The 19,993-nt window shown below is 30.0% G+C and carries 15 protein-coding genes and 1 pseudogene; 5 read left to right on the top strand and 11 right to left on the bottom strand.

The features are described 5' to 3' along the window. Positions 1-194 precede the first annotated feature (194 nt). Positions 195-1,016, bottom strand: coding sequence for a hypothetical protein (locus tag CLAU_RS00280; protein WP_023161658.1), 822 nt, complete (start codon positions 1,014-1,016; stop codon positions 195-197). 164 nt (positions 1,017-1,180) lie between these two features. After that, the gene (locus tag CLAU_RS00275) at positions 1,181-2,056 is read right to left on the bottom strand and encodes a LysR family transcriptional regulator (protein ID WP_013238633.1); all 876 of its coding nucleotides are present in this window, start codon (positions 2,054-2,056) and stop codon (positions 1,181-1,183) included. 213 nt (positions 2,057-2,269) lie between these two features. Here CLAU_RS00275 and CLAU_RS00270 point away from each other — a divergent pair, with 213 nt between their 5' ends. Next, on the top strand, positions 2,270-3,514 hold the full coding sequence (locus CLAU_RS00270; protein WP_013238632.1) for an APC family permease: 1,245 nt from the start codon (positions 2,270-2,272) through the stop codon (positions 3,512-3,514). Between the two features lie 513 nt (positions 3,515-4,027). On the opposite strand, the gene htpG is transcribed toward CLAU_RS00270, so the two are convergent. The 4 genes and pseudogenes from htpG to CLAU_RS00250 all read right to left on the bottom strand — a co-directional run bounded on the left by htpG (position 4,028) and on the right by CLAU_RS00250 (position 10,711). Continuing rightward, positions 4,028-5,902 (bottom strand): molecular chaperone HtpG, encoded by a 1,875-nt coding sequence (gene htpG / locus CLAU_RS00265; protein WP_013238631.1) that lies wholly within the window; start codon positions 5,900-5,902, stop codon positions 4,028-4,030. 413 nt (positions 5,903-6,315) lie between these two features. Further along, a pseudogene (locus tag CLAU_RS00260) lies at positions 6,316-7,970 on the bottom strand (ATP-binding protein). A 72-nt stretch (positions 7,971-8,042) separates the two neighbouring features. Beyond that, positions 8,043-9,389 carry an FIST signal transduction protein gene (locus tag CLAU_RS00255; protein WP_013238629.1) on the bottom strand — a complete coding sequence of 449 codons (1,347 nt, stop codon included), beginning with the start codon at positions 9,387-9,389 and terminating at the stop codon, positions 8,043-8,045. A gap of 83 nt (positions 9,390-9,472) precedes the next feature. Then, positions 9,473-10,711, bottom strand: coding sequence for an MFS transporter (locus CLAU_RS00250; RefSeq protein WP_013238628.1), 1,239 nt, complete (start codon positions 10,709-10,711; stop codon positions 9,473-9,475). A 389-nt stretch (positions 10,712-11,100) separates the two neighbouring features. Between CLAU_RS00250 and CLAU_RS00245 the strand changes: the two genes are divergently transcribed. From CLAU_RS00245 to CLAU_RS00235, 3 genes are all read left to right on the top strand, one after another. Further along, complete coding sequence (locus tag CLAU_RS00245) at positions 11,101-12,180, top strand: DUF5667 domain-containing protein (protein ID WP_051154308.1); 1,080 nt, start codon at positions 11,101-11,103, stop codon at positions 12,178-12,180. Positions 12,181-12,421: 241 nt separating this feature from the next. Beyond that, positions 12,422-13,213: a flagellar motor stator protein MotA gene (gene motA / locus CLAU_RS00240; RefSeq protein WP_023161652.1), complete on the top strand. Its 792-nt coding sequence runs from the start codon at positions 12,422-12,424 to the stop codon at positions 13,211-13,213. A gap of 2 nt (positions 13,214-13,215) precedes the next feature. Then, positions 13,216-13,965, top strand: a complete 750-nt coding sequence (locus CLAU_RS00235) for a flagellar motor protein MotB (RefSeq protein ID WP_013238625.1) — start codon at positions 13,216-13,218, stop codon at positions 13,963-13,965. A gap of 71 nt (positions 13,966-14,036) precedes the next feature. On the opposite strand, the gene CLAU_RS00230 is transcribed toward CLAU_RS00235, so the two are convergent. Beyond that, the gene (locus tag CLAU_RS00230; protein WP_013238624.1) at positions 14,037-14,561 is read right to left on the bottom strand and encodes a ferritin-like domain-containing protein; all 525 of its coding nucleotides are present in this window, start codon (positions 14,559-14,561) and stop codon (positions 14,037-14,039) included. Positions 14,562-14,699: 138 nt separating this feature from the next. Here CLAU_RS00230 and CLAU_RS00225 point away from each other — a divergent pair, with 138 nt between their 5' ends. Continuing rightward, positions 14,700-15,872 (top strand): glycosyltransferase family 4 protein, encoded by a 1,173-nt coding sequence (locus tag CLAU_RS00225; RefSeq protein ID WP_013238623.1) that lies wholly within the window; start codon positions 14,700-14,702, stop codon positions 15,870-15,872. A 2-nt stretch (positions 15,873-15,874) separates the two neighbouring features. Here CLAU_RS00225 and CLAU_RS00220 read toward each other — a convergent pair whose 3' ends face one another. The 4 genes from CLAU_RS00220 to CLAU_RS00205 form a co-directional block, all read right to left on the bottom strand. After that, on the bottom strand, positions 15,875-16,885 hold the full coding sequence (locus tag CLAU_RS00220) for a lysylphosphatidylglycerol synthase transmembrane domain-containing protein (protein ID WP_013238622.1): 1,011 nt from the start codon (positions 16,883-16,885) through the stop codon (positions 15,875-15,877). Then, on the bottom strand, positions 16,875-17,939 hold the full coding sequence (locus CLAU_RS00215; RefSeq protein ID WP_013238621.1) for a glycosyltransferase family 4 protein: 1,065 nt from the start codon (positions 17,937-17,939) through the stop codon (positions 16,875-16,877). Before CLAU_RS00215 ends, CLAU_RS00220 begins: the two co-directional genes overlap by 11 nt. Positions 17,940-18,076: 137 nt before the next feature. Further along, positions 18,077-19,255, bottom strand: coding sequence for an ABC transporter permease subunit (locus tag CLAU_RS00210; protein WP_013238620.1), 1,179 nt, complete (start codon positions 19,253-19,255; stop codon positions 18,077-18,079). After that, positions 19,236-19,970, bottom strand: coding sequence for an ABC transporter ATP-binding protein (locus CLAU_RS00205; protein WP_029702491.1), 735 nt, complete (start codon positions 19,968-19,970; stop codon positions 19,236-19,238). Before CLAU_RS00205 ends, CLAU_RS00210 begins: the two co-directional genes overlap by 20 nt. Between the last annotated feature and the right edge of the window lie 23 nt (positions 19,971-19,993).

The raw sequence follows: 19,993 nt of genomic DNA, 5'->3' as shown, positions 1-19,993 counted from the left end.
CCTCCTGATCATTTAGATTTTTCAATATACCCAATTACTTTTTAGTTTCATAGTAATTTAATATTTTACCTAAATGAAAATAATCAGATTGAATAAAATCTATCTGACTATTTCCATTTTAGATTTATACAAAGTTACATTTCTTGGCTCAATAATAACCAGCAATTTTCATGTGCTGTTAAGAATTTTATTTACTAATTAATTTTAATTTGTCTAATTTGGTTATTAAGGTCCTTTTTCATAGAAGGCAAAAGCTTAATACTCTGTAGAGTATAATCTACTACAGAATAATCCTTAAGATTTATTTCAAATTCGGCATCTCTTCCGTCATCTAGCTCACATCTTACTAATAGCCTGCCAAAGTTAATATTTTTATCAACTTTTATAGTATTACCTTTAATTTTCTTTCCTATTTTTTTACAGAAGTTTAAAGTTGTATGTTTAATTCTATTATCAACAATTGCAGGCTTAAAATCCCTGTCCGAGTCATTTTCAGCTCTTACACCTACTATTTCACCTGTTTTTTCATCTATAGAAACAGAATAGTTACACATCTTATTTTCATCATAATTTTTAGGAGTGAAAAGAATATATATCATTCTCTGATCTTTTGCTTTAGCCATATTTTCTGCCTCTACTTTTGCATCTTCTGGATGTTCTTTTGAGTATTTTTCCCTTATTTCTTCAAATTTTTTTTCACCCTCTGAACCTTCTTTTTCGTCTTTCTTATTTAATTGTTGTGTTTCTTTTGCAATATCAGCTGATCTGTCTACTTTAATTTGTGAAAAATAGTTTGCATCTTTTCCCATGTAATTTTTCATTGCTTCTGCAGCTATTTTAATTGCCTCTTCATCATTCATAGTTCCCTGCTTTAAAGCATTACTATTACTCTTATTTTCTGCTGCTGCAACTACATTTTTAGTAGTATCCATTTTTTCACTTGCATAGGTAATTCCTGAAGCACCTCCTACTACTAATAATGTTAAAGCCCAAACTAATATTTTTTTTCTATTCATAATAAATACCTCCAAAATTGTATTTAGCTGTTTAGCATGCCAAAACATCTTTACTACAATATAAAGTATATATTAGAGATATGTAAAAACCATCCTTCACTTGTCTCCAAGTTGTAAAATCTATGAACAATTTACCATTGGATTTAGCACTATTATAACACAAATTAACCTCTAGCTTCTGATATAAATGCCCTCATTGCAGCTGTTACCCATTTATTCTTGTGATATAGTATTTGTGTCATCATATTAAATTTACAACCATCCAAATCAAACCCAATAAGTTCACCATTTTCAAGCTCCTTTTCTACAGTCATAACAGGAAGCAGGGTTATTCCAAGATTGCTTATGGTAAAGCTCTTAATTGCCTCAATACTTCCAACTTCCAAGGCTATATTAGGTTTTAAACCTGATTTTTGAAACATTTTCTCAAAAATATTTCTATAGCTGCACCCTTTTTCCGTTACAATTAAAGGCTCATCTTTAATGTCTTCCATTGTAACTTGTCTTTTACCAGCAAGCCTATTTACTGGAGACGTTAAAAATATCATTGGTTCATTATAAGATACACAGGATATCAAATCTGGGTCAACAATTGGTTTATCCAAAATAAATGCCAAATCAACTATATTGTTTTTAAGCATACTTCGCAAATCTGAACAAACACCTACTTTAATTATCACTTCCACTTCAGGATATTTCATATGATATTTTTTAAGCAGTTCTGGGAGTCTCATAGTGCATAGGGATTCAACAATTCCTATTTTTAGAATTCCACAGGGAACATCTATTTCACTTACTGCCTCTTTAGCTTCCTCTGTAAGGTTTATTATATTTTCTGCATATTTAAGAAGCACTTCACCCTTTGAAGTAAGGTGTATTTTTCTTCCAACCCTTTCAAAAAGTTTTACACCAAGTTGTTCCTCTAAAAGTTGAATTTGGGTCGTAATAGTAGACTGGGCATATCCCAATTCCTCTGCTGCCTTAGTATAACTTTTTAAATGTGCAATTTCAGAAAATGTTCTTAGATTTCTAAATTCCATATCATACCTCCACTTACTTCAATAAAACTGAACTGTACTTTCAAATAATTCAATTTTATTAATAGTTAATCTTATGCTACTATGAATCTATTGGAAATTCAATGAATTTTTTAAGGTAAGCTTTTGCAAAAGTATACTGGTTTTAATTGTTCAATTATGGCGCGTCTTTGAATCTATTATTTAAAATAATATTATACTATTAGGAGAAAACTTATGAGCAAAAATAAAAACATTGGAACAATAACACTTTGTGGTCTTATAGTAGGCCCGGTGCTAGGATCAGGAATAGTTCTGTTACCACCTCTTGCCTACAAGCTAATTGGAAAATGGGCAATACCAGCCTGGATTATAATAATGCTGCTTGGCATTATATTTGCCTATGTTTTTGTATTTCTAAGCTTGAAAAGTCCTGGAAATGAAGGCGTTGCAATCGCTATTGGAAATGTATTTGGGAATTTTTTTCGAGAACTGACTTCAAACTTTCTTACATCTGCAGTTTGTTTTGGCCCCACAGCAGTTTTAATTACAGCTGCAAACTTTTTAAAAAGCTTTAACATATTCTCAAATATTAAAGTTGAAATGATTGCATTTGGAATGGAAATTATATGTGCCCTAATTCTTATATGCGGTGTAAAAACTCTGGCAAAATTCACTTTAATTTTAACAGGACTCACAGCTGCACTATTATTTTGTGGAAGCATATATACCTTGATTTTTGCTTCAAATGTACATGCACCTGAAACATCATTTTCTTTTTCTAAGTTTGGATATACCCTTTTACTTTTATTTTGGGCAATCATAGGATGGGAAATCATAGGGAACTATATAGAAGACATAGAAAATCCAAAAATTACACTTATAAAAGCAATGACAGTAAGCCTTATAGTTATTATAAGCTTATATATTACTGTTGCACTTTCCGTACAAAATGTATCTTCAAGCAGTCATGATATACTGACAATCATGACCCCACTATTTGGTTCATTTTCTCTGCCTATAATTGCTCTTGCTGCATCAGGACTGTGTATGTGTACTTATCTTATGATAGTTGGAGGAGTTTCAAGAATGAGTGCAAAGCGTGCTGCAAACAATAAACTGCCCTTTTATCTCTCATATGTAAACAAAAACGGAAGTCCCATCAATGCCATAATAACACTTGTATGTATACATCTTGTAGTTTTATCTCTAACAGTTGCAAATTTTTTAAGTCTGGACAAGATTATAACCTGTGCTAACGTATTTTTTCTATCCAATGCAATAGTTGGTTTAGCTGCAGGATTTAAATTACTTCACAACATTAAACTCAAAATTGCAATTTCAATACTCATTGTATCATTTACACTATTGTTATTTAAAGCAGCCTTATGGAGTATTTCACTTTTAATTATAGTTGTGCTTTTATCTATATATAACAACAAAAGACTTAACAAGGAGAAAATCCCTAGTTCCTGCGGTTAAAATACAATTAACTCAACTTTCACACATATAAAATTTTGACTTAATATAAAAAACTTGCAAAGCAAAGCTTCGCAAGTTAAGAATTAATAATGGAAAATTAATAGTGAAGGATCATTTTTAGCTATCGCAAAAAATCTTTAAATTTACATAAGTTAGCAATGCCTCGCTTTAACGAAACAAATGGTAAAAAGCTTAATCAAAGATTTTTTATAGTGTAACGGAAAAAAATCCACATTAACTATTAATTCTTCATTCTTAACTATTAATTAGAAATAAACTTATACGTAGATATATTTTTACAATAAACAAGCACATTTAAATATTTTGTACATAAGTCTTAGTGGAAAATTTATAAAAAGGCTTAGATCTTTTGAATTGTTTGAGGTACGAGTTTTCAAAAGATCTTAGACTTTTTTAATTTTTTACTTAGACTTATCAATATATTTAACGTGACTTGTGATTGTAAAAAATATCCGGAGGATAAGTTTATTTTTTGATTAGGAATTTTATACTTTATTTAATCAAACTGCAAACATCATTTGCAAATTCCACAGGATCATCTACAGGCAGTCCTTCAATCATAAGTGCCTGATTATATAATACATTTGAAAGCATTTTAAGTTTATCTTTATCATTTTCAAATGCATCTTTTATTGATTTAAACATTTTATGATTTGTATTTATCTCTAAAATTTTATCTGCTTTTACATTTTGATTGTTTGGCATTGTATTAAGCACTTTTTCCATATCAATTGACAATTCACCACCATTTGCAAGACAAACAGGATGGGTCTTTAATCTGTTTGATGCCCTAACTTCTTTAACTTTTCCATTTAATGTTTCTTTCATGAAATCAAACAGTTCTTTATTTTCCTTTGTTTCCTTTTCACTTTCCTTGTCATCAGATTCAAATCCTAAATCTTTGCTTGAAACAGATTTAAATTCCTTTTCCTTGTATTTCATAAGCATCTTAATTGCAAATTCGTCAACTTCATCTGTAAAGTACAATATTTCATATCCTTTATCCTTAACGACTTCAGTTTGTGGTAATTTTTCAATTTTATCTATGTTTTCACCAGTTGCATAGTATATAAACTTCTGGTCTTCCTTCATACGAGAAACATATTCATCAAGGCTTACAAGCTTTTTCTCTGTAGAAGAATAGAACATGAGTAAATCTTGAAGTACCTCTTTATTACTTCCAAAATCAGCATAAACACCATATTTAAGCTGTTTTCCAAAGTTTTTATAAAACTCATCATACTTTTCTCTATCATTTTTCTGCATTAATAAAAGTTCACTTTTAATTTTTTCCTTTATCTTTTTTGCAATAAATTTAAGCTGTCTATCATGCTGCAAAAGTTCTCTTGAAATATTAAGTGAAAGATCTGCTGAATCAACTAATCCCTGTACAAAGCTAAAGTAATCTGGTAAAAGATCTCCACATTTCTCCATTATGAGAACGCCATTTGAATAAAGTTCCAATCCCTTTTCGAATTCCTTAGTATAGAAATCAAAAGGTGCTCTAGCTGGAATAAAAAGTAAGGTATTATAACTTACAACACCTTCAACACTCGAATGGATTACCTTAAGAGGTTTTTCATATCCAAAATGTTTATCCATGTAGAACTGATTATAATCTTCAGGCTTCAATTCATTTTTATTTTTTCTCCAAATTGGAACCATACTATTTAAAGTTTCATCTTCAAAATAGTCTTCATGTTCATCCTTACTGCCTTCTTTTAGTTTGCTTTTCTTTACCATCATTTTAATTGGATACTTTATAAAATCAGAGTATTTTTTAATTAATGATCTTATTTTATATTCATCTAAAAATTCGTCGTACTTTTCGTCATCAGTACTTTCTTTAATTTTCAATGTAATTTCAGTTCCAACTTCATTTTTTTCACAAGGCTCAATTGTATACCCTTCTACGCCCTTTGATTCCCATTTGTATGCTTCATCTGAATTCAAGGCACGGCTTTTTACAGTAACTAAATCTGACACCATAAAAGCAGAGTAAAAGCCAACTCCAAATTGACCTATGATATCTACTCCTTCTTTTGCTTCATTTTCATTTTTAAATGTAAAGGAACCACTTTTTGCAATAGTACCTAGATTATTTTCAAGTTCATCTTTTGTCATACCTATACCAGTATCAGTAATAGTAAGGGTTTTGTTTTCTTTATCTGCTGCAATTCTAATATAAAAGTCTTCTTTATTAAAGCTAACATTTTCATCAACTAGTGAACGATAATAACTTTTATCAATTGCATCACTGGCATTTGATATAAGTTCCCTCAAAAATATTTCCTTATTTGTGTAAATAGAATTAATCATTAAATTAAGTAATCTTTTGGATTCAGCCTTAAATTGTTTTGTAGCCATTTTATCATTTCCTTTCATCTAAATAAAAACGTTTGTTATATTTAATAAACAGAGTTCTTAGCATCAGATGGAGTTTTAACTCCATCTGATGCTTAAAAATCGTTATCCAGGGACGTAGCTACTCTTTACTCCCACTTGTAGAAGTGGAAGTAAAGAGTAGGTAGTCATCGGATAAAATCAATTTAAGAAAGCCTCGCTTATAAATGTAAGTTAGCGCGGCTATTTAACAGTAATCAAGCCGTCCTTACTACTTCCTTCTGTTTCGAATAAATAAGTATTAATCGGAACATAAAAACGCCTCTTTAAATTATTTTTATTAGCACTCATAATAACTGAGTGCTAATTTTATTTTAGCAATTATTTCTTCTTTGTCAATATGTTTTTATAAATTTCCCTAAAAACAACCTTTCAAATTAATTATATATATCAGAAAACTCTAAATTGATTTTTTCAATATAATTTTTCCTCAAACCATATTCGTTCTTGCTAGAAGTTTTACCATCTACTAATTTACATGGAATATGAATGATAAATTCGCTGCCATAACCTTCCTTACTTTTTACTGATATAGTTCCACCGTGTAATTCTACTAAAGCTTTTACTAGTGAAAGTCCTATTCCACTTCCTTCATTCTCTCTTGCAAGAGATTTATCAACTTGTACAAAGCGTTCAAATATAGAATTTAACTTTTCTTTGGGAATACCCTTGCCTGTATCTTTTACCTTTATAGAAATACTTTTATTGCCATCTTCTACATTAACCATAATATTCCCACCACGTGGAGTAAATTTTATAGCATTTGATAACAAATTCAACAAAATTCTCTCTATTTCTTCCGGATCACAGGCTATAATTTTTTCTTCCACATCCGTATCAAATACTATAGATAATCCTTTACTTTTTATATAATCAGCTATAGAAAGAGTCGTATCTTCTACAAGACTTACTATATTATAATTAACTTCATCTATATTAAAGTACCCCGAATCTATCTTCGTTATGTCAATTAAATTGTTTACCAACCTTAAAAGGCGATAGCAATTTTGTTCCATTATTTTTATATATTTGTATCTATCTGAACATGAATTCTCACAGATACATTCCTTTAACTTAAGTTTGTACACCTGTATGGCTGAAAAAATAAGATTAATAGGAGTCCTGAGTTCATGAGAAATATTGGCAAAAAAGTCCGTTTTCATTCTGTCATACTTTTTGATCTCACTTAGTCTAATTCTCTCTTTTTCTATGTTTTTTTGTAATTGTTCCATACACCTTTTTTCGGTTACATCTACAGCTACTGCTATTAACATATTTCGTTTATCAGTCAACTTTCCAATACATGCTAAGTAAAAATCCCATATCCGTATATTACCATGTTTTGTCTTTACAGAATATTCGCCGCTGTTTTGCTTTTCACTAAAGTTTGATAGCTTGTATATATCTTCTTTAAATACATCTGATATTTCTGCTAATTTAGATGTTGTAGGAATATCGTCAATAGTATATCCTGTAATGTAACTCCACGTTCTATTGATCTTTAATACTTCACCATCTTGTGTATACAACATTACAGGAACTGGAGCTTCTTCTATGGAATAACGAAATTTTCTCTCACTTTCTCTTAAAGCTTCTTCAGTTTTTGTGCGTTCAGTAATTTCTTCTTCCAGCGTAATGTTATAATCTTTAGCTGATTATCAACTCGTGTAGTAACCTCTTTATAATTAAATGGTACAGTTATATAATCAGAAGCTCCAGCAGCAAATATCTTGTCTTTATTAATAGTTTCATTTTCATCAATGATAAAAATAACAGGAATTTTCTGAAGTTTATAACTAGCCTTTAACCTTCCACATATTTCATATCCATATATATTGCCTATATTAACTTTAAGTAAAATTATGTCCGGTATATTTTCTCTTACAGATTTAAGTCCTAATTCATAACTATAAGCATTCCTAACACAGTATTCTTTCTGTTCAAACATTGCTGTAAGTATTTTAACATTGTAATAGGAATCATCAATAATAAGTACATTAGAATTATTTAAAAGAATTTGCATATTATCCATATCCATGATTTGCTGCCCCATTTCATAAAATTTAATCTGTATATTCTTCTAATTATATAAATAATAATTCTTCTATATATTTGTTTTTGACTTAAAAACCAGCATAGTAGCTGTTTGATTCATGTGCCCTATAAATTCTTCACCATAACAAGAAAATCCAATTGTAGGAATACCTTTAAATATATCTCCATATTGTTCTTCAAGACCTTTTTTCTCCAGTTCACGGGTTCTCTGAACACAGTTAAAATTTATAATTCCATCAATTTTTCCAAATTCACTAATTTTACTTTCAATAGCTTTCTTTGTATCTTCAATAATATTTGTAGACTGAAGTAGTCTAACTTCTGTATCTTCCAATATATTGCAATAAAACAACATACTTGTACCTTTTACTTGCTGAGGACTTCTAACAAACACATCATTTTTCCCTATTACTAATCCAACAGGATTTATCGTAAAATAATTTTGTGCATCTTCAATTGAATGTGCCCCTACAGCATTTGAATAAGCCACAATAGCTGGTTTATTGTTAAATTCAATGACTTCCCTGTTGCTTTCATCCACTTTATTTGCCGTTAATACCGTATCTAAACACTTAAAGCTTTCCGTTTTAATAATGCTAAACTCAGCATTATCACTTATCTTAAGCATTATAATCACTGCTGAATCTGTATATGCCTTTCCATTTGCTAGTATATAGGTTTTTCTAAAATTATAATCATCTCCAGCAGATCCACCAATAAAAAATACATTGGTTCTATTGCCTATCAAATCCATAATATTTTCTTCTTTCTTACTCACACCATCTATTAAAACTATACCAACAAACTTTTTTGTATTCATTGTATATGCACTTTCATTAAAATATTTTTCTAAAGATGTAAAAGCCCTCTCCACATCTAATCCTTGTTTCATATTTTCAATTACTTCAACTTTGGCATCGGAAACAATATTTGAATTAAAAGCCATTGCCACTACAGAATTCTTTAATAACTTTCCACTAACTATTTCACCTGAAGTAGAACATCCCGCTACTAGACAATCTTTAAATGCTTCCTTCATTAAATTACTTAACTTATATTGATCAAATTTAGAAGAAGCAAAAAATATTATAAGTTTGGCATTACAAGGAGCTAGTTTATTTTTAATATCTTCTACTACTTCCTTTTCTAAGGATTTAGTTGAAAAAACTGATTTTATATTTATCCCCTTATATACTGAGTTTTTTACATCCATTTGTTCAACAATTTTAATAAGTTTTTCTATGATAATTGGATCATCATAGGAATTGCTATCAAATTTATTTGGATTGATTCCCTTTAAAATAAATTTAGTTTTAGTCATTTCTGCAATAGCAGGATTCCCTTTAGAACGGTGTTTAATCACATTATCAATAATTTCTTTTATCTTACCAGCCAAGAATAATTCCCCCTTTTATACTTAGTTAATTCTTCGCTAATATTAGATTTTTATGTAGAAATACAAAATTGTTATATAGTATATTAAGACTTAAACATATTTTTTAAATTCAAACTCGAATGGAAATTATGTCTTGCATTGTGAACTATTATACTTAAAACAACTAAAGCTGAAATAAGTAGAAATATAGGTATGAATATGAGGATTGCATTAGTTGAATATTTTATTGAAATCACCCCTCCTAATAAAGGTGCTACTGCAAATCCAGCATTTCCTACAGTTCCCTGGATACCAAACAATAAACCTCTTTTGTCCACAGGAGTATCTTCTGTAGTAATTGACATTATCATAGGTTCCACTCCACCTGTAATAAAAAATACAATACCTAAAACAACTGTAAATAACCATAATTTATTTATATAAACAAGTGGTATTGCAAATACCATACCTAATGTTAGGTATATCATTAATAATTTCATTTTGTCATACTTGTCACCTAGTTTACTTAAAATCAATCCAGACATAGCTGTCATTAAAGCCAAAATCCCATTTATTATACCTGTAATGCCTGATGCTCCTTTTGTTGTAGCTGTAACTTCTTGTACATATATTGGAATATATGGGTTAAACACAGTACGTCCTATTCTTATAAATAAAATAACTAATAGCATTGAGACAGCTGTAACAGTAAAAATAGAAAGTATAGATGTCTTTTCTTTTTTTTCAGTAGAATTAATGCTTTCCTTTACTACCTGCTTTTCTTCCTTTACAACAAATAAAACTAATAGGAAATCAAAAAACATAAGAATACCACCTATTATAAAACTTACACGATATCCAACAAACTCTGCCACTATACCTCCAATTACTGGTCCAATAGATTGTCCAATAAATGTTGATGAAGATAAAAACCCTAATGCATAAGAAATTCTATTTTTAGGTGTATTAGCTGCTACTAAAATTTGAGCTGCAGTAACAGTTCCCGTAAACACACCTTGTAAAAGTCTTAAGATTATAAGTTGATTTACATTAGCAACCATACCTGTTGCCCCAATTATAAACGATGCAAAAAGCATAGCCCTTATAAGCATAAGCTTTCTACCATATTTGTCTGAAATAATCCCCCAAATAGGGCACATAATTGCCATTGTAACAGCTGGTGCTGCATTTAAAATACCAGAATAAAACTTAATGTCATTTGGAGCTGTAATGCCAAGCTGCTGTATATAAAATGGCAAAAAAGGCATACCAAAATTAAAACTCATTATGGACAATATCTGGGAAAACCAAACAGTATAAAGATTTACTTTCCAATGTTTCATTATTATTTATTTCCTGACTTTAAAAAACATAACAAATAGTATAATATATTAATCTAAAAATTATAATGCTTTTTCTATTCGTCAAATATTATCAGGTTTTCACACTTCCTTTCTTTTATGATCATAATTTTTAAGCATATATTGCTTATTATAGCATCAATTATATAGATTTGAAAGTTATGGAATTTAAATTATTTATTTTAGGATTTGTAATATATTTATGCATCACATGTAGATTACCGTAGTAAATCATCTATAACTATTATCTTTTAATTTTTAATTGAAGCCCCCCTAAAACATATTTAACATCCGTATATTTTAGTGAATAGTTAAACGAGATTAATAAAAAAATGTGGTTCAAATTTATATATTTAGGGAGGACTATTAAAATGAAAAAAGTAATGATTTTAGTAACAAGTATAGTGGTAACAATGAGTTTAGGGAGCAGCGTATTTGCTTATGATGCAGCAACTTTAACAGGTCAAGCAGGTATAACACCAGACAGTATTTTATATTCAGCAGATAAAGCTGTAGACAACTTAAAGGTTACATTATCTTCTTCAGAAGAAGATAAAGCTAATACCTTATCTGAAATAGCCGAAGAAAGATTAGGTGAAAGTGAAGTAATGACAAGTGAAGATAAACAAGATCTTGCAAATACAGCCCTTACTGACTACGAAAATACCATGAATGAAGCTCAAACTAAAATTGAAGATGCAGTAGACAAAACTCAAACTTCAGGAGATGAAGATAAACTTAAAGACGTTGAAAACATAGAAAGCAAAATTATTGATAAGCAGAAAAACTCTTTAGCTGTATTATCCAAACTTCAAGATAAACTTCCAGATAAAGCAAAAGCTACAGTGGCAAAAGTTATAGAAATGCAAACAGCAAAAAGAAATGCCTTAATAGCTGTAAAAAAAGAACGTCAAGTTTACAATGATGCTAAAAAACAATATAATGAAGCCAAAGCAGCTCTTGAGACAGCAAAACAATCAGGAGATGAAGCTGCAATTAAAGCTGCAGAAGATTTGCTGCAGCAGAAAAAACTAGCATTAGATACAGAAAAACAAAATCTTGCAAAAGCTGTTGAAGCTAAAAAAGAAACTTCTAAAATAAACGTGGGTAAAGCAACAAAAGAAAATAAAGGCCAGACAAAGAAGGATTCAAAAAATAATAAAACTGCACAAAAAAGTAAAGAACAAACTTCACCGTCACCAACTACCACTACTACAACAAATACTACTACAAACACTGCAGAAACTAGCTCAACTTCCACTGACTCAGCTTCAACTCCAGCAAAATCTACTTCTGTAAATAGTGAAAATACAAAAAAACAAACTTCAACAGCACCAACTATAAAAAACGAGCCTAAAACAGAAGTAACTAACAGTAATAAAGAAGATAAAAAGGATGAAGTAAAGTCAAACAATGGGAATGGTGAAAAAAAGGAAAAATCACAACACTAATTTACTATAAGATTATATAACACGTCAAAAATACCTTAAAAATATTTTTGACATGTTATTTTTTGTTTTTGGTTATTTTTATACATTTTAAAAAATTACTACCATATATTCCTTTTAAATAATTGTTGGAATATTCTAAAAACACTTGTTCATAATATAAAAAGTGTGATATGCTATCGCTATAAAATGTCGAAAAATCACCAATTGATTAAATATTCAATATTTCATGGAGGGCATAAAAATGGATATTTTTCTAGTTATAGGTATTATAATAGGCATCCTTGCTGTTGTTGTAGGAATGATTGTAAAAGGCGCAAATGTAGCGGTACTATTAAATCCTGCTGCAGCAATTATAATTTTGGTGGGCACTACAGCAGCAGTAATGAACTCTTTTCCAAAGGAAGAGTTTCTTAATATTCCTAAAATATTAAAAGTTCTTTTTAAAAATAGAAAAACTGATGATCCCGTTGCAATTATAAATCAACTTGTGGACATGTCTCACCAAACTAGGAAAAATGGATTGTTATCTCTTGAAAATACTTTACAATCTTTGGATAATGAATTTATGAAAAAAGGTCTTGAAATGGTTGTAGATGGAGTAGAACCTCAATATATAATTGAAGTTTTAGAGCTTGAAATTGAAAATAGAGAAGAAAGACACCGTGCAGGCGCTTCAACAATGACAACTGCCGGTGGTTCAGCTCCAACACTTGGAGTTCTAGGAGCTGTTATTGGATTGATTGGCGCTCTTGGTAATCTTGATGATACTGAAAAATTAGGACATATGATAGCAGCAGCCTTTGTTGCGACTCTATATGGAATTTTTTTGGGATATGTAATTTGTCATCCCTTTGCTTCCAGACTGAAAAGAAAATCGCAAGAAGAAATACGCACTATGCACATAATAATGAGCGGTGTTCTAGCCATACAATCTGGAAATAACCCAAAGAGTATTGAACAAAAATTAGTGAGTATGTTGCCTCCTAAGCTAAGAAAAAATATGGAAAAAGGCAGTGAAAGTAAAGGAGATTGATTATGGGTAAAAAGAGACAACACCATGAAGAACATGTAGATGAAACGTGGCTCATTCCATATGCAGATATGCTTACTCTCCTATTGGCTCTTTTCATAGTTATGTTTGCCATAAGTAAAGTTGATCAAGAAAAACTTGCCAAAATAAGCCAGCAATTCAATGTCATTTTTTCGGGAGAAAAAAGCATACAAAATAATGGTGGCAGCAGTACCAATCAATTTATTGAGACAGGAGAATCCACTGATAAACCCGATGAAAGTGCGGGCAAAACTGAACAAGATACCATGAATGAAATTAAGAAAACTCTAGATGCAAAAATTAAACAAGATGGATATGATGATAAAGTTAAAGTTGAAATTAGCAAAGACGGCCTGGGTATTTCAATACAGGAAGCAATTTTATTTAATTCTGGAGATGCAGAAGTTCTGACTCATATACATCCACTTCTCATATCTATTTCAGAAATGATTAGAAATTTAGATAATAATATTAGAATTGCAGGACACACAGATAATGTGCCCATACATAATTCAAAATTTCGCTCTAATTGGGATTTAAGTGCTATGAGGGCCATAAACGTAATGAATTTTATGGTAAAAAATGGTGGAATTAATATAACAAAAGTTTCAATACAAGCTTATTCTGAATATCAGCCAAAATCTACTAATCTTACTAAAGAAGGTAGAGCTCAAAATAGAAGAGTAGAAATATTTATAGTACGTAAATACCCATTATCCACAAATATCAAGTGATTCTTAGGTTCAGATGGAGTTTGCTTTATACGGATGACATTCTCCATCTGATACCAAGAACTCTGTTTATTTTAAGAGCTATACTTCTCATATAATTCTGTAAACAACTTTAGATGTAACTCTTCATCCATAATTATTCTTTTAATAAGTTCCTGTATATATCTATCTTTAATTATTGATATATGATACTTGTAATTTTTAATAGCCTTTTTTTCCGATTTAATATCTTCTAAAAGCATATCTTTAATGAAGGTCATAAAGTTAACGTAAGCAGGTGTCCATAACTGTCCAGGTGGACATGCAGAATCAATATAAACTGGCTTTATACCAAGAAGTTTAACTGTTTTTCCTATAAGCTCTAGATGTTTCATTTCAGCCATAGATATACCCCCTATAATCTTGGCATAATCTTCAAATATTCCTTCACTTACCATATGTTGATACACATAGAGGGAGACTGCAGTAAATTCACTTACTTCTCCTGCATAATCTTTAAGAAGAACATTCGCATATCCTATACTTGTTTTTTCCACTCTTGGCTTAGGATAAGGTAAATTAACAATATATTTTGTATGTTTTGATATATCGCCTGGCATACTTCTCTCCTAAAAAATATCATTATAGTTAATTCTATGATAAATTTAAAATTATATTACGTTTCATTATTTTTTTATGTATTATTGGAAACACTAATTAGGAATAGAAAATTCTAATTAGATTAGGAGAAATACAAAATGAAAATCTTAATTACTACCGACACATATTTTCCTATGATAAATGGTGTTGTCACTTCAATATACAATTTGTATAAAGAATTAAAGAATAATAATTACGATGTTAAAATTCTAACCCTATCTCCTACAGGAAATGAGAAAATCATAGGAGATATATGTTACTTAAAGTCCATTGGCGTTGGAATTTACCCTAATGCCAGAATTAAATTTCCCTTTCGTAATAGAATCATAAATAGGCTTATAGATTGGAAACCTGATATGATCCATTCCCAAACAGAATTTTCTACCTTATTTACAGCCAAGTACATCGCCAGCAAAATAAATGCGCCTCAAATTCACACCTATCATACAATGTATGAAGAATATTTAGACTATTTATTTGGTGGAAAACTTATAAAAAAAAGTGCTGTTGGGAAAATAACCCGTCTACTTTTAAATAGCCTTGACGGCGTAGTTGTTCCAACAGAAAAAACAAAGAAGATGCTGCTTCATTATGGAGTAAATAAACCTATTAATGTGATACCAACGGGAATTGATTTAAATAAATTTTGTAGACCTTTGCTTTTAAACGAAAAGAAAGAAATTCTTTCAACACTTAAAATTAAAAATACAGATAAAGTTATAGCTTATATTGGAAGGATAGGAAAAGAAAAAAATATAAGTGAACTCATAGAACTCTTTAATACTGTAGTTAATAAGGTTGGGGATGTTAAACTTTTAATTGTAGGAGATGGCCCTTATTTACAAAATTTAAAAGAGCAGGTACGTACTGAAGGTCTTGGAGATACTGTTGCTTTTACAGGAATGATAGATCCAAAAGAAATTTACAAATATTATAAAATAGCAGATATATTTGTCACTGCTTCTACCAGTGAAACCCAAGGACTAACCTATATAGAAGCCTTAAGCAGCGGGTGTCCTGTAGTTTGCAAATATGATCCGTGTATAGACGGAATCATTGTTCAGGGCAAAAATGGATTTTCTTATAAGGAGTCCTGGGAATTTAGCTATTACATAGATAAAATCTTAAAAAATGAAAATTTAAAAAATAAATTGAGTGAAGAGGCAGTTCATACTTCAAAGAAATATTCCAGCTGCATTTTCACCCATAGAGTAATTGAAACTTATAGTAAAATTTTAAATACAAAATGTCAAAACATTACTGTTCAATAATATCATTTTTTTAAACGTACATTTGGAAATGCTAAAATAAATATGCTTGACACTATAATAGACAGGTAATAAGTAATTATCCTCCATACAAAAAGGGCTATGACGGTTTTAGCTTTAAAAAACAAATTAAAAATTACGTAAAATCCCCCTTCTGCTCCTCCTTCTGCTCCTGGAAGAGGAATTGCAGTCATAAATACTGTTAAAAACACCTGGGCAGCCATAATTGTCCCTAAGTCTGTAGAATTAAACCCAAAACTTCTGTAAATACAATAAGGAATGCTAAAATAAAAAGCCCACTGAAAAAGTGAATAGATTAAAGCATGAAAACACATACCTATGTGTTTTCTTACTAAAAGTGCATTTTTATGAAAACTTTCTATTTCATCTTGAATTTTCCCTTGTTTTGATTCCACATCTTTCATAATATGAACCTTTCCAAGCAATTTCACAATAAAGTTTATTATAGCCTTAGTCATTTTTTTATTTATTACAATTGATATTGCTAGTAACATCACTCCTGCGTTAATCACAATACCAAGAATTGCAAAGTAAATAAAATATTTAATTTTTGAATTAAAATAGTTAAACCTAAAAAGCAGTGCTGCTATTAGATAAAATATGCTTACTATTTCATGTATCATAAACTTTATTATCAATATAGACCCAGAAAGTCCTGCAGGCATTCCTGCTTCTGTCATTGCATATAATTGAGAAGGGTGACTTCCTGCTCCTAAAGGTGTAATTGCTCCAAAAAATTGACCAACCATTTGAAATTTTATTGATTTGGAAAGCAAATGCTCCCCAAAATAGAGTTTTTTCATTACAGTATATAAAATCATTGTTTCAAATGTCCAAAATAAAATAACAGCTATTACAGCTAAAGATATCCAGTGGATATCCAGTGATTTTAACTCTTGAATCATAGAATGGATGCCTTTTGTAAAAATGAAAAATAAGAAAAAAATACAGGCAGAAATAAATACAACAATTATATTAAACATTTTATTTTTCATTTAAGTTTCCCTTAAGCTTTCTTCTTTTATTTTTCTCATAATATATCTTGTCATAAAATTGCTTCCACGTGTTTAAGATGTATTCCTTGGAATAAAACTTGTGACATTTCCATGACCTTTCACACCAAGTTTTATAACTTTCACCTTTATCCTGTAATCTTTCTATACATTTTACAAATTCATCTATATTTTTTCCTTTTAAATAGTCATCAAATAAAATGTTATGGTATATATCTAGATCCCTCAATAATACGGGAATTTTAAGTGCCATGGCTTCCAAAACAGACATTGGAAATAACTCATTATAGGAAGGCAAAAACATTATATCTGCAATATTATAAATATCATTCATATTTTTTCTATCAATGATACCTAAAAATCTTACATTTTCAGGTGGATTTTCTACAACCTTTTTTAATTCCTTATACCCATCTGTTATCACACCAAAGGAAAAACCACCTGCCCATATAAATTGAATTTGTGGAAGTTTTTTGGCAACTTCAATAAAATCTAGTATACCCTTTCTGTTCTGCACCTGACCTACTCCCAGAACAACAAATTTTTTAAGTGGAATACGTAACTCCTGCTTTATTTTTTTTGCTTTTTCCTTTTCATATTCAAAAAAGTTGTTTTCAGATACGAAATTGGGAATGTATACTACTTTTTCCTCTTCTATATTGTATTTTTTTAAGGTATCAATAAAATATGGATTCACAACTATCAAATAATCTACACTTTTGTAGAACAAAATTATGTACTTGTAAAACATTTTTTTTATAATATAAGGTAGTTTTAAACTATTATCTATAGTCTCTGGGACAAAGTGAACATAAGCAACACTTGTGCCCAATAATTTCGCAAAAGGTATACTTAAAAAGAACTTAAAATCAATGGTATGGTAATGCATAATATCACACAATTTAAAAGCATTTACTTTTATTTCATAATTATCTTGAAGTCCGTCTCTAACTAAATTAACTTGTTCAACGTAAGCAGAAAGTACTCCCTGACCTTTTACTTGTTCTGCAGAAGAGAGCATATTAATAACAGGCATATTAAAATTCCCCTTTCAAATAGCCTTTGTAATTTTTTTCTATGCTCTTGTAGTTTCTGCAAATTATTATAAATATATTCTTTAAGGCATTTGAAAAAATAGACTAGCATACTGACTTGTTATTTCTTTGAAAATGCCTAGATATACTCTTCTCTTTTTTCTACTATAATTGTACTTAATCCTAAAAATAATATAGACCATGCAATCATTATTAAGCTTGCAGATAACGTATTTATATAGTATGCCCCTGTATCTTGTACAATTCGCCTTGTTATTATACTTACAGAGCTTCCAAGGGCTATAAAAAATGCTGGCATAATATCTGACTTATCAGATAATGCAGGAATTTTTGAAAGTATCATGTAAGCTACTCCAAATAGTATGGCTGTAGATGTTGCTGCTGCATTGCTTTTAATTAAAGTAGATATTAAAATGCAAAAACTTGTAGCTGCAATTATAAAAATTATTTGTAAGATCATAAATTCAATTAAAAATTTATAAAGAGGCATAATACTTGACGTTCCTGGAATGACAGATATAAATTTATGCAAGTCCATATTTTGTATGCTGCTGTGTTTAAATTCAGGTCCTATAGAAACTGGATATTTGAAGCTGTCAAAACCATATACAATTTCTCCAAACAAAAAAAATATCAAATTGAAAATCACTACAAGTGCAGAGCTTGAAATGGCACAAGCTAAAAATTTGCCAAGTAGAAGTTTTGTCTTTGTAACAGGTCTTAAAAGCAAAAGCTTTAATGTAGGAGGTGCATATTCACTTGAAACACTGTCTACTGTCATAAACACTGCTACTAAAAATATCACTATCATGCCATAATCCAAAATAAGGCTGTAATCATTAAACAATACATATCCTGTAGCTTTAATACTGCTAACTGGCTTTATGTTATTCTCTAATAAATACTTCTTATAAGTAATTTCACTTTTTCTTTGTTCTTTTTTAGCATCATCCAATTTACTGTCATTAACACTTTCCATAAGCTTTACATCCTTTTTTAAAGTATCTTTCCATGCTAGTGGATGTGTTTTTTGAAATTCATAATCCTTTACCATTTTATCAACGTTATCGATATGTGTTTGGATTTCAGCAATTTTTGCTTTATCCTTTACTAATTTTTTTTGATCTTTATAGTATTGTTCTATACTTTTGTCTTTTCGCAGTCCCCTCTCTCCATTTTCGCTATTCACAGCTAATACTGAAAATGCAGCTACAAGTAGCAATATAATAGAACATATTAAAAATTTCTTTCTATAAAATATCTTAATGATCTCGTTTTTAATTATTGGAAAAATCATCTTCTTCTCCTCCTACAATTTCCAAATATCTTTTTTCAAGATTTCCCTTCATGTTATTTACATCCTCTATTCCTTTAATTTCACCTTCATTTAAAAATGCAACTCTATCACACATGGATTCCATTTCTCCAAGTATATGAGACGATATAAATATGGTAACTTTCTTTTCTCTAGAATATTTTTTAAACAAATTTCTAAAATGAATCATTCCGCTTGGATCTAGTCCATTAGTAGGTTCATCCAATATCCATATCTTTTTGTTTCCCATGAGAACCTGTGCAATGCCAAGCCTCTGTTTCATTCCAAGGGAATACTTTTTAAATTTATCATTTATCCTGTCACTTAATCCAGCTAATTTTACAGCTTCATCTATTTGACTTTGACTAATATCTCCATCAAGCCTTGCCAGCTGCCTTAAATTCTGAACTCCAGTTAAATATGGATACATATCCGGTGCTTCAACCATAGCTGCCATATTACTTATAGAGCTTATCCTACTATTTTTAATATTTTTTCCATTTATGTAAATTTTACCGCCAGTGGGTTTTAAAAATCCAACGATCATCTTTATAGTTGTGGTCTTTCCTGCACCATTGGGTCCTAAAAATCCAAAGATTTCACCTTCCTTTACACTCAAATTTAAATTCTTCACAATTTCTCTCTTTCCTATAGTCTTTGATAGATTTTGCAATTTCAATACTTCCAAGAAATTCACATCCTTTTTTATATGATGACTTC

This window comes from Clostridium autoethanogenum DSM 10061, from assembly GCF_001484725.1.
Lineage (GTDB): Bacteria > Bacillota > Clostridia > Clostridiales > Clostridiaceae > Clostridium_B > Clostridium_B ljungdahlii.
Note: the sequence above shows the minus strand (reverse complement) of the source record. Positions and strands in the feature narration are given on the sequence as shown.

What these genes read in the sequence shown, in the direction of transcription:
- motA (WP_023161652.1), top strand. Translation starts at nt 12,422, where the DNA reads ATGGATATTTTTCTAGTTATAGGTATTATAATAGGCATCCTTGCTGTT.
- CLAU_RS00220 (WP_013238622.1), bottom strand. Translation starts at nt 16,885, where the DNA reads ATGAAAAATAAAATGTTTAATATAATTGTTGTATTTATTTCTGCCTGT.
- CLAU_RS00230 (WP_013238624.1), bottom strand. Translation starts at nt 14,561, where the DNA reads ATGCCAGGCGATATATCAAAACATACAAAATATATTGTTAATTTACCT.
- CLAU_RS00215 (WP_013238621.1), bottom strand. Translation starts at nt 17,939, where the DNA reads ATGCCTGTTATTAATATGCTCTCTTCTGCAGAACAAGTAAAAGGTCAG.
- CLAU_RS00245 (WP_051154308.1), top strand. Translation starts at nt 11,101, where the DNA reads ATGAAAAAAGTAATGATTTTAGTAACAAGTATAGTGGTAACAATGAGT.
- CLAU_RS00210 (WP_013238620.1), bottom strand. Translation starts at nt 19,255, where the DNA reads ATGATTTTTCCAATAATTAAAAACGAGATCATTAAGATATTTTATAGA.
- CLAU_RS00250 (WP_013238628.1), bottom strand. Translation starts at nt 10,711, where the DNA reads ATGAAACATTGGAAAGTAAATCTTTATACTGTTTGGTTTTCCCAGATA.
- CLAU_RS00280 (WP_023161658.1), bottom strand. Translation starts at nt 1,016, where the DNA reads ATGAATAGAAAAAAAATATTAGTTTGGGCTTTAACATTATTAGTAGTA.
- CLAU_RS00275 (WP_013238633.1), bottom strand. Translation starts at nt 2,056, where the DNA reads ATGGAATTTAGAAATCTAAGAACATTTTCTGAAATTGCACATTTAAAA.
- CLAU_RS00225 (WP_013238623.1), top strand. Translation starts at nt 14,700, where the DNA reads ATGAAAATCTTAATTACTACCGACACATATTTTCCTATGATAAATGGT.
- CLAU_RS00270 (WP_013238632.1), top strand. Translation starts at nt 2,270, where the DNA reads ATGAGCAAAAATAAAAACATTGGAACAATAACACTTTGTGGTCTTATA.
- CLAU_RS00235 (WP_013238625.1), top strand. Translation starts at nt 13,216, where the DNA reads ATGGGTAAAAAGAGACAACACCATGAAGAACATGTAGATGAAACGTGG.
- htpG (WP_013238631.1), bottom strand. Translation starts at nt 5,902, where the DNA reads ATGGCTACAAAACAATTTAAGGCTGAATCCAAAAGATTACTTAATTTA.